This window comes from Streptomyces sp. CG 926 (assembly GCF_003148825.1).
Classification (GTDB): domain Bacteria; phylum Actinomycetota; class Actinomycetes; order Streptomycetales; family Streptomycetaceae; genus Streptomyces.
Genome location: NZ_QGGZ01000001.1, coordinates 1,010,797 through 1,026,007 on the forward strand (window position 1 = coordinate 1,010,797; position 15,211 = coordinate 1,026,007).

General features: G+C 70.6%; 10 protein-coding genes. 3 read left to right on the forward strand and 7 right to left on the reverse strand.

The annotated features are described in order from the left end of the window. Positions 1 to 3 precede the first annotated feature (3 nt). On the reverse strand, positions 4 to 2,166 hold the full coding sequence (locus BCL76_RS04155) for an N-6 DNA methylase (RefSeq protein WP_181382421.1): 2,163 nt from the start codon (positions 2,164 to 2,166) through the stop codon (positions 4 to 6). 146 nt (positions 2,167 to 2,312) lie between these two features. On the opposite strand from BCL76_RS04155, the gene BCL76_RS04160 reads away from it, so the two are divergent. Next, complete coding sequence (locus BCL76_RS04160; RefSeq protein WP_109778127.1) at positions 2,313 to 3,998, forward strand: DUF6119 family protein; 1,686 nt, start codon at positions 2,313 to 2,315, stop codon at positions 3,996 to 3,998. A 1,082-nt stretch (positions 3,999 to 5,080) separates the two neighbouring features. Here BCL76_RS04160 and BCL76_RS04170 read toward each other — a convergent pair. Together BCL76_RS04170 and BCL76_RS04175 are read right to left on the reverse strand one after the other, a co-directional pair. After that, positions 5,081 to 6,418 (reverse strand): class I SAM-dependent RNA methyltransferase, encoded by a 1,338-nt coding sequence (locus tag BCL76_RS04170; RefSeq protein WP_109778128.1) that lies wholly within the window; start codon positions 6,416 to 6,418, stop codon positions 5,081 to 5,083. Positions 6,419 to 6,518: 100 nt separating this feature from the next. Next, positions 6,519 to 8,573, reverse strand: coding sequence for an APC family permease (locus BCL76_RS04175; RefSeq protein ID WP_109778129.1), 2,055 nt, complete (start codon positions 8,571 to 8,573; stop codon positions 6,519 to 6,521). 220 nt (positions 8,574 to 8,793) lie between these two features. Between BCL76_RS04175 and BCL76_RS04180 the strand changes: the two genes are divergently transcribed. After that, entirely contained in the window at positions 8,794 to 9,462 is a 669-nt protein-coding gene (locus tag BCL76_RS04180) for a potassium channel family protein (RefSeq protein ID WP_030385679.1), read from the forward strand. After that, on the forward strand, positions 9,459 to 10,121 hold the full coding sequence (locus BCL76_RS04185; RefSeq protein WP_030765850.1) for a potassium channel family protein: 663 nt from the start codon (positions 9,459 to 9,461) through the stop codon (positions 10,119 to 10,121). The genes BCL76_RS04180 and BCL76_RS04185 overlap by 4 nt, the downstream gene beginning before the upstream one ends. 343 nt (positions 10,122 to 10,464) lie before the next feature. On the opposite strand, the gene BCL76_RS04190 is transcribed toward BCL76_RS04185, so the two are convergent. From BCL76_RS04190 to BCL76_RS04205, 4 genes are read right to left on the reverse strand one after another with little or no spacing between them, the layout of a single operon-like run. Further along, positions 10,465 to 11,205: a DUF3159 domain-containing protein gene (locus tag BCL76_RS04190; RefSeq protein ID WP_109778130.1), complete on the reverse strand. Its 741-nt coding sequence runs from the start codon at positions 11,203 to 11,205 to the stop codon at positions 10,465 to 10,467. A 3-nt stretch (positions 11,206 to 11,208) separates the two neighbouring features. After that, positions 11,209 to 11,628 (reverse strand): OB-fold nucleic acid binding domain-containing protein, encoded by a 420-nt coding sequence (locus tag BCL76_RS04195; protein WP_078626234.1) that lies wholly within the window; start codon positions 11,626 to 11,628, stop codon positions 11,209 to 11,211. A gap of 24 nt (positions 11,629 to 11,652) precedes the next feature. Next, complete coding sequence (locus BCL76_RS04200; protein ID WP_109778131.1) at positions 11,653 to 12,339, reverse strand: response regulator; 687 nt, start codon at positions 12,337 to 12,339, stop codon at positions 11,653 to 11,655. Continuing rightward, positions 12,336 to 15,032 (reverse strand): sensor histidine kinase, encoded by a 2,697-nt coding sequence (locus tag BCL76_RS04205; protein WP_109778132.1) that lies wholly within the window; start codon positions 15,030 to 15,032, stop codon positions 12,336 to 12,338. The genes BCL76_RS04200 and BCL76_RS04205 overlap by 4 nt, the downstream gene beginning before the upstream one ends. Positions 15,033 to 15,211: the final 179 nt, after the last annotated feature.

The window sequence follows — 15,211 nt, forward strand, 5'->3', positions numbered from 1 at the left end:
GGTTCAGGCCGGACCGGTGTCGGCAGGGGGCAGGGCCTCGGCAGGGATCAGCGCGCCGCCCGTGAGGCCGCCGGTCAGCAGAGCGGCCGTCTCTTCCGCGAGCCGTGCCGCCCGCCGGGCCCGCGCGCGCAGTTCGTGGACGTGCCGAAACGCCTCGCCGTAGCGGCGTTGCTCCTCCAGCGGCAGGAGGGGGATACGTAGCCGACCCGGTACGACGTGCAGGACCGTGCTGCCCGTCGAGGCCCCCGCGATGTTGTCCGCCGCATCGATGAATCCGGCCAGGAACCAGGAATCCAGGCGGGCCGGGTCCGGCCGGAGCAGGTGGATGTGGGGGCCGAGGAGCGCGCCCGCGTCGCCCTCGTCGGCGACCCGGCACATCGGACCGCCGCCGCCCGCGATGCCCCGTACGAGGACGTCGCCGACGGCGATCACCGGTGCGGTCTCGGAGCGGAGTTCCGCCACGGCTCCGGTCGGTCCCGTGCCGCGTGCGATGTCCGCGCCCGTGAGGACCGCGATGGCCATGGCGGCGGACGGGGCACCGTTCGTCTCCGCGCCCTTCGGGTCCGGCACCGCACGGAGCAGGGTCAGGGCTCCGCCCCGGACGAGGTCGGAGGCAGTGGCCGTACGCCAGTCCCGGGCCGATGTGCCGGGTTCGCTCCAGCCGGTCAGGTTCGCCGCGTCGAGGAGGGAGCGGGCGGCTTCGGTCAGCTCGCGGCGGCCGGTGTCCGTACGGGCGGACAGCTCGGCCGGGTCGACGTCCGCCGGGGCGACGCGGACCTGGCGGGCGGGGGTGAGGTCGACGAGATCGTCGAGGAGGTCGACGACGGGGACCGCCCGCGCGGCGCCGGGCTCAGCGGCGAATCCGTCCGGGTCGGCGGTGAAGGCCTCCCAGTGGGCGAGCGTCCGGGCCGTCAGGCCGGCCCAGTCGATCGGGGCGCGGGAGGAACCCGTACGCGGCGAGCCCGCCGTCTGTTCCCCGGTGGCCGGCGTCGCCGGCCCAGCCGCGTCGACGAACAGCACGGACCCCCGCTCCGGGCCGCCCGGCTCGGGCCGGCGCAGCACCCAGAGCTGCAAGCCCACGTGTAGCGGAGGTGCGGCCCCGGCCGGAAGAGCCAGTACGGCCCGCACGGCGCCGCCGCGCACCAGCTCCGCCCGCACCCGGCGCCCGGAGGGGCGGGAGGCGGTGGCGGGCGGCAGGATCAGCACGGCCCAGCCGCCGGGGGCGAGGTGGGCGAGGCAGTGCTGCACCCAGGCGAGCTCGGATTCGGACCGGCCAGGTACGCCGTACGCCCAGCGCGGGTCGTAGGCGAGCTCTTCGTGGCCCCAGTCGCGATCTCCGTACGGCGGGTTGCACACCACGGCATCCGCCGTCAGGCCGACGAAGGCGTCCGCGCGCAGGCTGTCCCCGACGCGCACGGTGACCTCGGCCCGTGGCGCTGCGAGGCTCAGCGCGACCGTGGCGCGCTGAGCCTGAACCGGTACGGAGTCCTGGCCGAGGAGGGTGGTGGCACCACGCCCCGCGACGGCTTCCAGAAGCGCGCCGCTGCCGCAGGCCGGGTCCAGCACGCGCACGACCCCGGCAGGGAGCAATTCCGCGACCAGCTGCGCCAAGGGCTCGGGGGTTCCGTAGACGCCGGTCGCGGCGCTGTCCTCCAGTTCCCTTTCCGCTAGCACCGCGAGCGCGGCTGGACCGCCTGCCTCCCGTACGCATCGAAGGAGGGCGCGCAAAGTGGGGCCGTCGGACACGGAGAACAACGGACTCGCGGGCGTCGGGCCGGGGAGCGAAGCCAGGAGCTCGGCCACCTCCTCATCGGCGCGAACGACGAGCTCGGCATCCGTGAGGTCGGCGAGTGCCGCCGTCGCGTCCGGGGAACGGCGGGCAAGCGTGAGGACGAAACCGATGCGGCTGGCCGTCAGGTCCGGGTCGGACGCCTGGAAGCGGACCGCGGTGCGCAGTTCCTCGCGGGGGTCGGCGACCTGCGTGTGACCGCGTGAGCCGAGCCATACCTGGACTGCTCCGAGGTCGTAGAGCGGACTGGTCTCCGTGCCGCCGGACGGAGCGGGGAAGTCGGCGTGCCGTCGGCGCCAGTTGCTGACGGTGGCCCGAGTGACACCGGCGATGCGGGAGATCTCCGCGGCTGTCACGTGGGCTGTTGTCTCGGGCATGACCGGACGGCACCTCTCCTCGGGGCGGACAGCTCACACCATACACCATAAGCCGAACGGCAATATATGTTTGACAGCGCTTTCACGAAGACATCTACTGGATGTCGTTAGCAGCGCAGCCTTAACCTCACCGCCCTGGAGTCTCAATGCCGCTCGACCCGACCATCACCCACAGCCGTGTCACCGCCCCCAAGACCCGGCGCAGCACCCTCTACCTGCTCCGCGACACGGGCACGTGCCCCTCGGACCTGCGCGCCGCGCTCAACGCCAGGTACGAACGCGATCACTCCTTCGTCATCGAGGACGTGACAACCGGGGATACCCGCGCGCTCCTGTGCCACGGTGTGATCGGCCACCACCGGCCGCCCGACTGGACCTCTGCGGTGCACACCCTCACCGGGCTGAAGCCGCCCGTGGAGAACCGCACATCGGCGTGCGCCCTGCTCCTCCCCGTCGCCGACGACGTCTTCGCTCTCACCTTCGGCATGGGGCACCTCCTGCTCGACCAGAGCAGGATCTCCCCCGGCTTCGGCTTCGACTTCGTCCTGCGCGCCGCGCAGCCCGACGCCATCCGCCAGGTCACGCACAGCCTGATGGACGCCAGAGGACGCACGGACCGGAGCTCGGCCGCCCAGGGCCAGCACATCCGCGCGTTCCCCATCGAGGAGTATGGAGAGGTGGTGAGCCGGCTGGTCGGCACCATGAGTTCGACTGAGCTCACGATCGGGAAGCACAGCAAGCGAACGGCTCAGGTCGCCGGCACGGACGCCCTGAAGATCCATCTCGGTGCGCAGCCCGAGGACCTGCTCCACGACCTCACACAGGTTCGGTCGATCCTCGCCCGCCGGTCTCCCGCGCCGGAATTCGAGGCCATCGCCCGTGTCCGGCCGCTCAAGAGCGGAGACCCGCGACGCAGCGTTCTGGAGGCCCGTCTCGACGATCTGCTGGGCGCCTCGACGGATACCGGATCGCTGGCTCTGGCCGTCCCCACGACCTGCCTCGACCAGGAGGACGCCGCGCTCTCTTACCAGGTGAAGGTCGGGCCCGTCCGCCGCCTCATGCCCTCTCCGGCGATCGACGACATCCTGGGACTGCTCGACGGACTCCCGTCCGGCAGGCGCCTGGAAGCCCTGTCCACGGGCTACATCCAGATGCACCGGGACGAGGAGGGCGCCGATCCGGTGAGCTCCCAGGTGAAGGCGCACAAATGGATCACGGCCGAGATCCCGCTCGGCTCCAGCCGCTACTTCCACCACGAGGGGCGCTGGTTCGAGATCGGGGACCAGTACCTGGAGGGCATCCGGAGCGAGGTCGACATCCTGCTCACCGCACCGGCCGGCTGTCCGCTGCCGGCCTGGACGACTGACCTCGCGACGGAGGAGGCATACAACCTGGAAGCGGCGAAGCACGGTTACCTCTGCCTGGATCGTCGGCTCATCCGGACCGCCCTGCATCCGCACGGTTTCGAGGCCGCGGACCTGCTCTCCGAGGACGGGACCCTCATCCACGTCAAGAGGGCCGCCTCCTCGGCTCCGCTCAGCCACCTCTTCGCCCAGGGCAGGATCTCCGCCGACGCCCTGCGCTTCGATGCGGAGGCGCGCGCCGAGTTCGTCCGGCGCGTACGGGAACGGCGCCCGGGGCACCCCGTCGGGGAGGACTTCACCCCGAAGAAGCTCGTCTACGCCATCTCGCTCAAGAGCGGGAAGGACCTGACGACGGCGAACCTGTTCACCTTCGCCCAGGTTTCCCTGCTGCAGGCAGCCCGTGCGCTGCGTGCCCAGGGCATCGACGTGTCCGTGGTCGGCATTCCGTCCGTGGACACCAGCGCCTGAGCCGCGTCCGCGAAGGCGAGACCTTCATGCCGTGCATGGACCTCTTCACATACCCTTCCGTCAGGCAGATCGCTCGCAATGGAGTCACTGGCCACTCCTGCTGGTGAACCTCCTCGCAGCACCCGCTCTGCACCACGATCACTGACATCATCCGCCAGGTCAGGTAAGTCATAAGTCGAGGGCGAACCCCTGGAACGGCCGGTCAACGAAACGTCAGCTTGCGGTACTTGAGTGGGTGGCAGCAGGGAGTCCTGCCAGCGTCTGCCAGACAAGTTCGCACACGTACCCTCCCCGTGGGTCGCGCCCGCGGAAGAGCCGGGCTGGTGCGCCGCAACGTCCATCGGAGCACAGGAGGCTCCGGCCTCCGCACGAAAGCCAAGCTCTCCTTCACAGCATCGTGCGACGTTCAGGGAGCAGCTGCTGCAAGAACTCGCGGAGGCGGGCGGCCGGATCGTCAAGAGCGGAGGCGTTCCGGACTTGGAGAAGTGGCCCGTCAGAAGCGCATCCGGTGGGAAGCCGCCATGGAGAAAGCATGTGTCCAGTACACCGAGGCATACCGCGTCAGGTACTTCGAGGCGCAGGAAGCGGCAAGGCGCGACGCCATCCGACTCACGGAGTACATGAGCGCCGTACGCACCCGGGTCGAAGTCATGCCCCCAGGTCAGGCCAGGACCGCAGCCGAAGCATGGACCGAATGGGCGGCAGCACGTGTGGAGCGCCTCGACCCGCTGAACACACCGCCCCGGCTGCCCACATCCACGAGCCGACGATCTCAGGTCCTTTCTCGGGCGCTGGAGTCCCTACGTCCCCTGACGCAGCACCCAACGGACACCAACCTAAGGTCACGAAACGTCACTATTGAGAAGCGGATGGGGAGGGGCTGCCAATAGCTCGGCAGCCCCTGCCCCAGCCGCCTCTAGGTGCCGAGGACCAGCACTGAGCGTTTCACTCGGCGGTCGCGGAGCATGCATGCCAGCACATCAGAATTAGCCCCGTCCGTGCGTCACGCGTGTCGAATATGCGTCAAGATATCGCGCCTGACGCATATGAAGCTGATACCGGGCACTCGGAGAAACATCAGGTCAGCGACCCTTTTCAGCAGGCTCCAGGATCGCCACGCACTCCACGTGGTGCGTCATCGGGAAGAGGTCGAAGACGCGGAGGGTGCGGACCTTGTAGCCGTTCTCCTTGAAGTAGCCGAGGTCGCGGGCCAGGGCTGCCGGGTCGCAGGCCACGTACGCGATGCGGCGGGCCGAGAGGCCCGCGATGTGGCGGACCGTCTGCTTGCCCGCGCCCGCGCGCGGCGGGTCCAGGACGACCAGGTCGCATTCCGTGATGCCGGTCTTCGGGAGGATCTGCTCGACCTTGCCCTGCTCGATGCGGACCCGCGGGAAGTCCGCCAGGTTGTGGCGGGCGTCCTCCACCGCGCGCTTCGTCGACTCGATGCCGAGCACCGCGCCCGTCTCGCCCAGGCGTTCCGCGAGCGCGCCCGCGAAGATGCCGACGCCGCAGAAGAGGTCGAGGGCCATCTCGCCCTTGCGCGGCATCAGGCCCTGCATGACGGCCTTGATCAGGGTGTCGGCGGCCTGCGGGTGGACCTGCCAGAAGCCGCCCATGCCCACGCGGTACGTACGGCCGTCCGCGCGCTCCCGTACGAAGGGGCGGCCGTGGACCCGGTGGACCCCGCCGTCCTTCTCCTCCACGCGCAGGACGGAGACCGGCTTGTCCAGCTCCACCAGGGGGAGGCGGCCGCCGGGGCGCGGGGTCAGGACGACCTGGCGGTCCTGGGAGCCGGTCGCCGCGATCGCCTCGACCGTGGCCATCTGCGGCCAGTCCTGCTGCTCGATGCCGAGCTCCGAGACGCCCGGGGCGGCGATCATGCAGTGGTCGATCAGTTCGATGTCGTGCGAGCGGTGCTTGCGCAGGCCGGCGTTGCCGTCCTCGTCGATGGCGAACTGCACGCGGGTGCGCCACTGCGGCACCTGCCCGGCCGGCAGCTTGTCGCCCTCGGCGGGCATCACGGTGCCGTCCCAGCCGGCTTCCTCCGGGGTGAGCCCGGCGAGCCGCTTCAGCTGCTCGGCGACGACCTCGCCCTTGAGCCGGCGCTGGGCGCCGGGCTTGGCGTGCTGCCAGTCGCAGCCGCCGCACTTGCCGGGGCCGGCGTACGGGCAGGGGGCCGCGACACGGTCCTTGGAGGCGTCGAGCACGGTGATCGCGTCGGCGCGCAGGTAGCGGGAGTCGACGTCGCCCTCGGTGACCTTGGCGACGACCTTCTCGCCGGGCAGGGTGTGGCGGACGAACAGGACGCGGCCGTCCTCGGTCCGGGCGATGCAGTGCCCGCCGTGCGCCACGGGGCCGACCTCGACCTCGTACTCCTCCCCGACCAGTGACTGCTTCTCGTTCTGCTCGACGCTCGTCATGGTGGGGAGACTCCAAAAAACCGAAAACGGAAAACGGCCGGACGACCGACCCACCAGTTTACGTGGATCTCGTCCGGCCGTTCACCAACCTGCCGCCGGGTCAGCCCTTGGTGGAGGGCGCCTTCGGGGGTCGCGGGGTGTCCACCGGGCCGCGGCGCACCGCGCCCGGGGCGTTCCAGTCCTGGCGCTTCTTCGCCCGCCGCTTGGCGAGCTCGGAGGACTCCAGCTGGTAGGGCACCGAGGTGACCATCACGCCGGGGGTGAAGAGCAGCCGGCCCTTGAGGCGCAGCGCGCTCTGGTTGTGCAGGAGGTGTTCGTACCAGCGGCCGACGACGTACTCGGGGATGTAGACGCTGACCGCGTCGCGCGGGTTCTCGCTGCGCAGGCCCTTGACGTACTCGACCACCGGGCGGGTGATCTCGCGGTACGGCGAGTCGAGGATCTTGAGCGGGACGTTGATCCCGCGCCGGTCCCATTCCTCGCGCAGGGCCTTGGTCTCGGCCGGGTCGACGCTGATGCTGAGCGCTTCCAGGGTGTCCGAGCGGGTCAGCTTGGCGAACGCCAGGGCGCGCAGCGTGGGCTTGTGGACCTTGGAGACCAGGACGATCGAGTGGACCCGGGAGGGCCGCACGCTGTCCTCGCTGGGGCCCTCGGCGGCGGCGATCTCCGCGGAGACGCGGTCGTAGTGCTTACGGATCGCGCTCATCGTGCCGTAGAAGATCACCATGCCGAGCAGCGCGACCCAGGCGCCGTGGGTGAACTTGGTGGCGAGGACGACGACCAGCACCATGCCGGTGAAGAAGGCGCCGAAGGTGTTGATGGCCCGGCTGCGGTGCATCCGGCGGCGGGCGGCGACGTCGTGCTCGGACTTCAGGTGCCGGTTCCAGTGCCGGACCATGCCGATCTGGCTCAGGGTGAAGGAGACGAACACGCCGACGATGTAGAGCTGGATCAGCTTGGTGGAGTCGGCGTCGTAGATCCACACGAGCAGCATGGCCGCGCCCGCCAGCAGCACGATGCCGTTGGAGAAGGCGAGCCGGTCGCCGCGGGTGTGCAGCTGGCGCGGCAGGTAGCGGTCCTGGGCGAGGATCGAGCCGAGCAGCGGGAAGCCGTTGTACGCGGTGTTCGCGGCCAGGAAGAGCACCAGCGCGGTGGCGGCTGCCAGCAGGATGAACAGGAAGCTGCCGTTACCGAAGACGGCCTCGGCGACCTGGGAGATGACCGGGTGCTGGACGTACCCGGGTCCGACCGGGACGCCGCCCTTGAGCAGGTCCTCGGCGGGGTCCTCGGCCATCCGGACGTCGGTGGCCATGGCCAGGGCGATGATCCCGCAGAACATGGTGACGGCCAGGCCGCCCATGAGGGCGAGGGTGCTGGCCGCGTTCTTGCTCTTGGGCTTGCGGAAGGCGGGCACGCCGTTGCTGATGGCCTCGACACCGGTCAGGGCGGCACAGCCGGAGGAGAAGGCCCTCAGCAGCAGGAACACCATCGCGAAGCCGGCAAGGCCCTGCTGCTCGGGCTTGATCTCCAGATCCGCGGTGGGAGCCGTCATGGTCTCGTCGAGGACGATGCCCTTCCAGGCACCCCAGCCGATCATGACGAAGACGGCGGCGACGAAGACATAGGTCGGGATCGCGAAGAGTTTCCCGGATTCCTTCACACCACGGAGGTTCATGAGTGTGAGGAGAAGGATCATGACCATCGCCGAGAGCACCTTGTGCTCGATCACGAAATCCACCGCGGAGCCGAGATTCTCGACCCCGGAGGAGATCGACACGGCGACGGTCAGGACGTAATCGACGAGCAGGGCGCTCGCCACGGTGAGGCCGGCCTTGGGGCCGAGGTTCGTGTTGGCCACCTCGTAGTCGCCGCCACCGCTCGGGTAGGCATGGACGTTCTGGCGGTAGGACGCCACGACGGTGAACATCAGCACGACGACCGCGAGCGCGATCCAGGGGCTGTACTGGTACGCCGACACGCCCGCGATCGACAGGACCAGCAGGACCTCGCCAGGGGCATATGCCACGGACGAGAGCGGGTCGGAGGCGAAGACGGGAAGGGCGATCCGCTTGGGAAGGAGTGTTTCTCCGAGGCGGTCGCTGCGTAGCGCCCGGCCGATCAGGATCCGTTTGGGCACGTCGGTCAGTTTGGACACGCAGAGGATCGTAAGCGTTCGAAATCAGACTGACGAACCCCCCACCCCCTCATACCGCAATCCCGCCGCAATTCCTCCCCACCCGCACCACCACTGCGACCCAAGAGGTCCCATGGGTGACCACCCGTGTGTAGCTTGGGCCATGGTCTGAGACCCTGTTAAACCAGAGCATGCAATGAGGCTGGGAACCAGCGAGTCGCTGACAGCCGGAAGGACGGCCGTGCACATCGTCATCATGGGTTGCGGAAGGGTGGGCTCCGCCCTCGCGCAAACCCTGGAACAGCAGGGGCATACGGTCGCCGTCGTCGACCAGGACCCCACCGCATTCCGCCGGCTCGGCGCCGGATTCGGCGGCCGCCGTGTCACCGGTGTCGGCTTCGACCAGGACACCCTGCGGGAGGCGGGAATCGAGGACGCGGGCGCCTTCGCCGCCGTCAGCAGCGGTGACAATTCCAACATCATCGCCGCCCGCGTGGCCCGCGAGATGTTCGGCGTCGAGAACGTCGCGGCCCGCATCTACGACCCCAAGCGCGCCGAGGTCTACCAGCGCCTCGGCATCCCCACCGTCGCCACCGTGCGGTGGACCGCCGACCAGATGCTGCGCCGGCTGCTCCCCTCGGGCGCCGAGCCGCTGTGGCGCGACCCGAGCGGTGGGGTGCAGCTCGCCGAGGTGCACACCTCCGCCGCGTGGATCGGCCACAAGGTCAGCAAGCTCCAGGAGGAGACGGGCGTCCGCGTGGCGTTCCTCACCCGCCTGGGCGAGGCGATGCTGCCCACGTCGGCGACGGTCCTGCAGGAGGGCGACCTCGTCCACGTGATGATGCGCACGGACGAGATCGACAAGGTCGAGGCGGCGTTCGCCGAGGGGCCTGAGGAGGCACACGCATGAGGGTCGCGATCGCCGGTGCGGGAGCGGTGGGCCGATCCATCGCGGGCGAACTGCTGGAGAACGGCCACGAGGTGCTCCTGGTCGACAAGGCCCCGACGGCCATCTCGGTCGAGCGGGTGCCGCAGGCCGAGTGGCTGCTGGCCGACGCCTGCGAGATCACCTCGCTGGACGAGGCCGCGTTGCAGCGCTGCAACGTGGTCATCGCGGCCACCGGAGACGACAAGGTCAACCTCGTCGTCTCGCTGCTGGCCAAGACCGAGTACGGGGTCCCGCGCGTGGTGGCCCGCGTCAACAACCCGAAGAACGAGTGGCTCTTCAACGAGTCCTGGGGTGTCGACGTCGCCGTCTCCACGCCGCGCCTGATGTCGGCCCTGGTCGAGGAGGCGGTGAGCGTCGGCGACCTGGTACGGCTGCTGCGCTTCAGCCACGGCGACGCCAACCTGGTCGAGCTGACCCTGCCGGCCGACTCCTCGGTCGCGGGCACCCAGATCGGCGACATCTCCTGGCCCGAGGACACCTCGCTGGTCACGATCATCCGGGGCAACCGGGTCCTCACCCCGCACGGGGAGGAGACCTTGGAGCCGGGCGACGAACTGCTCTTCGTGGCCGCCCAGGCCCGTGAGGAGCAGCTGGAGGACCTCCTCCAGGCCCGTCGCTAGCGGCCGGCCGCCCTGCGGGCCTGCTCGACGACGAAGGGGGCGCCCCGGCCGGGGCGCCCCCTTCGGCCTTCCCCGCGACGAGCGTGGCCGAGGCCCCGGCCCGTCGGCCCTACGGCCGGCCGCCTGCGTGACCGTCGGCACCCGCTCCCCGGCTCTACGGCCTGCCACCTCGCCACCTCGCCGGCCGGACGGCCGGAGGACCCCACGGTCGGACGACCCGACCGCCGGACTGCCGGACGGCCCTGGGCCCCTGCACGACGTACCCGCTGCGCACGCGCGGCAGCGCGAAGGGGCGGGACCGGCCTCCTGGGTCGGTCCCGCCCCTCTCGTCAAGCTGTGGCCGTCAGGCCTTGGGCGCCTTCGCGGCGGCCTCGGCGGCCTCCTTGGCCTCCCACTCCGCGATCACGTTGATCGGCGGCGGTGCCTTCGCCAGGAAGACCCAGGTGAAGTACACCGCGAGCACCATCGGCGGGAGCTTCAGTGCGATCAGCACCCAGCCCAGCTGCGTCGCGTCACCCCAGAAGTACAGCGGGAAGAGGATCGCGTACTTGGCGAGGAAGATCAGGCCCCAGGCCAGGCTGGCCTTGACGTACGCCTGCTTGCGTCCGGGGTTGCGGGTGCGCCAGGACAGGTTCTCCTTGAACACCGGCCCCAGGATCACGCCGAGCAGGGGGAAGCCCACCAACGCCGAGAGCGTGAAGACCACGCCCAGACCCGCGCCGTAGATCATGCCGGGCAGGTAGAAGCCCTTCGGGTTGCCCGAGAAGAGGGCGAAGGCCACGCCCACGCCCACGCCGAAGACACCGCTGAAGGCGTGCTTGACGGTGTCCCTGCGGACGAGCCGCACGATCACCAACAGGACCGCGACGGCTCCCGCGGCGATCGCGGACATCTGCACGTTCTTGTTGATCGTGTAGATCATCACGAACAGCAGGCCCGGGAGCATCGTCTCCACGGTGCCCCGGATGCCGCCGAAGGCATCGAAGAGCGCCGCCTGGGTCACGGCCTTCTGGTCCTCCGAAGGGGCGGCCGCATGGCGCGGTCCGGCCGGTTCCGGGGTGGTCGGTTTGTCGAATGACGTCACCGGTCAGTGCTCCTGTCCGAGCGGGCGGAGTTCGTACTTCGGGTTGAAGAGCACCCGACGGCCGTGGGTCATGGAGATGCGCCCCGAGGCGATCATGCGCCGGCCGGGCTCGATTCCCACGATCGAGCGACGCCCGAGCCAGACCACGTCCAGCGCGGCCGAGCCGTCGAAGAGCTCGGCCTCCAGGGCGGGGACGCCCGCACGCGGCCGCAGGGTGACCGTACGCAGGGTTCCGGTCACCTTGACTATCTGACGGTCGTGGCAGTCGCAGATCCGCGTACACCCCGCGGCTTCTGCGTCCTCCTGCAGCTCCGCCGAATGCAGCTCCTCCTGGGAGGTGGACAGCCGCTCAATCATCCGGCGGAACCGGCCCGCAGGCCTGGCCGGCTTCGCGGGCTTCTCGGGACGCGGTTCAGCACTCATACAGGAAGCCTACCGGCGTGCCCACTACCGCTCGAAGCGGTATCCCATGCCCGGCTCGGTGATGAAGTGCCGCGGGTGCGAGGGGTCCGCCTCCAGTTTGCGCCGCAGTTGGGCCATGTAGACCCGCAGGTAGTTCGTCTCGGTGCCGTACGAGGGCCCCCAGACCTCCTGGAGCAATTGCTTCTGGCTGACCAGCTTGCCGCGGTTGCGGACCAGCACCTCCAGCAGGTGCCACTCGGTCGGTGTCAGCCGTACGTCGCGGCCCTCGCGCGCGGCCTTCTTGGCGGCCAGGTCCACCGTGAAGTCGGCCGTCTCCACGATCACCTCGTCCTCGCCGGAGCCGGCGGCCGGCTCCGCCCGCCGGACGGCGGCGCGCAGCCGCGCCAGCAGCTCGTCCATGCCGAAGGGCTTGGTGACGTAGTCGTCTGCGCCCGCGTCCAGCGCCTCGACCTTCTCGTCGGAGCTGTGCCGGGCGGAGAGGACCAGGATCGGTACCCGGGTCCAGCCGCGCAGGCCCTTGATCACCTCGACGCCGTCCATGTCGGGCAGTCCGAGATCGAGGACGACCACGTCGGGGTGGCGGGCGGCCGCCAGCTCCAGTGCGGTCGCGCCGTCGGCCGCGGCGTCGACCTCGTACCTGCGCGCCTTCAGGTTGATCACAAGGGCTCGGACGATCTGCGGCTCGTCTTCCACCACGAGCACCCGGGTCATCGAGGTCCTGCCTTCTGTCGCGTCATCCGATCACGGTCGTGATCAAGTTCTGTCGGTCCCGTCGATCCCGTCGGTCCCGTCGGTTCTGTCGGTCCTGCCGGTCCCATCGGCTCCGTAGGTCCCGTCGGCTCCGTCGGTCGCGCCGTCGTACCCGCGCCCGCGCCCACCGTCGCACGCTCCACCGCCCGGGCGCCTGGCACCGCGCGCAGGGTCAGCACCATGGTCAGCCCGCCCCCGGGGGTGTCCTCGGCCGTCAGGGTGCCGTCCATGGCCTCGGCGAACCCGCGGGCGACGGCCAGCCCGAGGCCCACGCCGGCCCCGCGCGGGGCGTCCCCGTACCGCTGGAAGGGGGCGAAGATCCGCTCCTTGGCCTCGTCGGGCACGCCTCGCCCGCGGTCGACGACCCGGACCTCGACCCGGTCGCCGAGGCAGCTGGCCGCCACCAGGACGGGCTCCCCGGCCGGGCTGTACTTGACGGCGTTCTCCACCACGTTGGCCACGGTCCGCTCCAGCAGCCCCGGATCCACCGCCACCATCGGCAGCGTCTCGGGCACGTCCAGCAGCACGCTGTCCTCCGGTACGCCGCCCAGCGCCATCGGGACCACCTCGTCGAGGTCGATCTCCCGGATCAGCGGGGTGACGGTGCCGGTCTGCAGCCGGGACATGTCGAGCAGGTTGCCCACCAGGTGGTCGAGGCGGTCGGCGCCGTCCTCGATGCCTTCGAGGAGCTCGGCGCGGTCCTCCTCGCTCCACTCCACGTCGGCGGAGCGCAGGGAGCTCACGGACGCCTTGATGGAGGCCAGCGGCGTACGGAGGTCATGGCTGACGGCGGCCAGCAGTGCGGTGCGGATGCGGTTGCCCTCGGCCATGCGGCGGGCCTCCTCGGCCTCGTCGACCAACCGCCGGCGGTCCAGGACCACGGCCGCCTGCGCCGCGAAGGCGCCGAGGACCCGGCGGTCCTCGGCGGGCAGCACGCGCCCGGACAGGGCCAGGGCCAGGTGGTCCCCGATGGGCATGTCCACGTCCGCGTCCTCGGGCCGGGCGACGGGGCTCGGGCCCACGCTGCAGGCCGGTTTCCACGGCTCCACGTCGCTCGCCCGCTCCAGCAGGGCGACGGACTCCATGGCGAAGGTCTCGCGCACCCGCTCCAACAGGGCGTCCAGCGCGGTCTCGCCACGCAGCACGCTGCCGGCCAGGAAGGAGAGGATCTCGGACTCCGCGCGCAGCCGGGCGGCTTGGTGGGTGCGTCGGGCGGCCAGGTCCACCACGGAGGCCACCGAGACGGCGACCCCGAAGAAGACGGCGATGGCGACGATGTTCTTGGGATCGGACACCGTGAAGCGGTGCAGCGGCGGCGCGAAGAAGTAGTTCAGCAGCAGCGAGCCGAGGGCGGCGGAGGCCAGGGCCGGCCAGAGCCCGCCGAGCAGCGCGGCCGCCACCGTCAGCGACAGGAAGAGCAGCATGTCGTTGGCGAGGCCGAGGTCCGCGTCGACGTGCGTGAGCAGCAGGCACAGCAGGACGGGGAGGATCGTCCCCACCGCCCAGCCGGCGATGATCCGGGTCCGCCCCAGCCGGGCCGCCGAGCGCGCCACAGGCAGGCCCCGGCCCTTGGCGACGTGCTCGTGCGTGACGATGTGGACGTCGAGGTCGGGCCCCGAGTCGCGGGCGACGCTCGCGCCGACGCCGGGCCCGAGGACGTACTGCCACGAGGGGCGGCGGCTGGAGCCGAGCACGATCTGGGTGGCGTTGACCCCGCGGGCGAAAGCGAGGAGGGCGTCGGGAATGTTGTCGCCGATCACATGATGGAACGTTCCGCCCAGGTCCTCGACCAGAGTCCGCTGGACCGCGAGCTCCTTCGGCGAGGCGGCGGTCAGCCCGTCGCTGCGGGCGATGTAGACGGCCAGGATCTCGCTGCCCGAGCCCTTGGCGGCGATCCGCGAGGCCCGCCGGACGAGCGTGCGCCCTTCCGGCCCGCCGGTGAGCCCGACGACGATCCGCTCCCGCGCCTGCCAGGTCGAGCGGATCCCGTGCTCGCCCCGGTACTGCTGGAGGTACTCGTCCGCCCGGTCGGCCACCCACAGCAGCGCGAGCTCGCGCAGTGCGGTGAGGTTGCCCGGCCGGAAGTAGTTGGACAGGGCCGCGTCGACCTTCTCGGGCTTGTATATGTTCCCGTGCGCCATCCGCCGGCGCAGGGCCTGCGGGGACATGTCGACCAGCTCGACCTGGTCGGCCCGGCGGACCACCTCGTCCGGCACGGTCTCCCGCTGCCGCACCCCGGTGATCGACTCGACCACGTCCCCCAGCGACTCCAGGTGCTGGATGTTCACGGTGGACACGACGTCGATGCCGGCCCGCAGCAACTCCTCCACGTCCTGCCAGCGCTTGGCGTTGCGCGAGCCGGGCACATTGGTGTGCGCGAGCTCGTCCACCAGCGCCATGGCGGGCCTGCGGGCGAGGAGCGCGTCCACGTCCATCTCTGTGAAGGCGGCCCCGCGGTACGTCAGGGCCTTGCGCTCGACCTGTTCGAGGCCGTGGAGCATGACCTCCGTGCGCGGCCGGTCGTGATGCTCGACGAAGCCGACGACGCAGTCCGCGCCCCGCTCCACCCGACGGTGCCCCTCGGAGAGCATCGCGTAGGTCTTGCCCACACCGGGTGCCGCGCCGAGGTAGATCCTGAGCTTGCCGCGTCCCATGCGCCCCATTCTCCGGGACGTGCGCGTCGCGCACGCACCGATCGGGGCTCCGGCGCCGATCCCTGACGGATCCCTGACGCGGCACGCGGCCGGCGCCGACAAGCCGGTGGGCCCCACCCCGAAGGAGTAGGGCCCACCGGCCGAAACGCATGACGAGCCCCCCTGTGCGCGGGGGCCGT

Coding starts and splice junctions, on each gene's coding strand:
- BCL76_RS04160 (WP_109778127.1), top strand. CDS start 2,313: ATGCCGCTCGACCCGACCATCACCCACAGCCGTGTCACCGCCCCCAAG.
- BCL76_RS04205 (WP_109778132.1), bottom strand. CDS start 15,032: ATGGGACGCGGCAAGCTCAGGATCTACCTCGGCGCGGCACCCGGTGTG.
- BCL76_RS04155 (WP_181382421.1), bottom strand. CDS start 2,166: ATGCCCGAGACAACAGCCCACGTGACAGCCGCGGAGATCTCCCGCATC.
- BCL76_RS04185 (WP_030765850.1), top strand. CDS start 9,459: ATGAGGGTCGCGATCGCCGGTGCGGGAGCGGTGGGCCGATCCATCGCG.
- BCL76_RS04195 (WP_078626234.1), bottom strand. CDS start 11,628: ATGAGTGCTGAACCGCGTCCCGAGAAGCCCGCGAAGCCGGCCAGGCCT.
- BCL76_RS04200 (WP_109778131.1), bottom strand. CDS start 12,339: ATGACCCGGGTGCTCGTGGTGGAAGACGAGCCGCAGATCGTCCGAGCC.
- BCL76_RS04170 (WP_109778128.1), bottom strand. CDS start 6,418: ATGACGAGCGTCGAGCAGAACGAGAAGCAGTCACTGGTCGGGGAGGAG.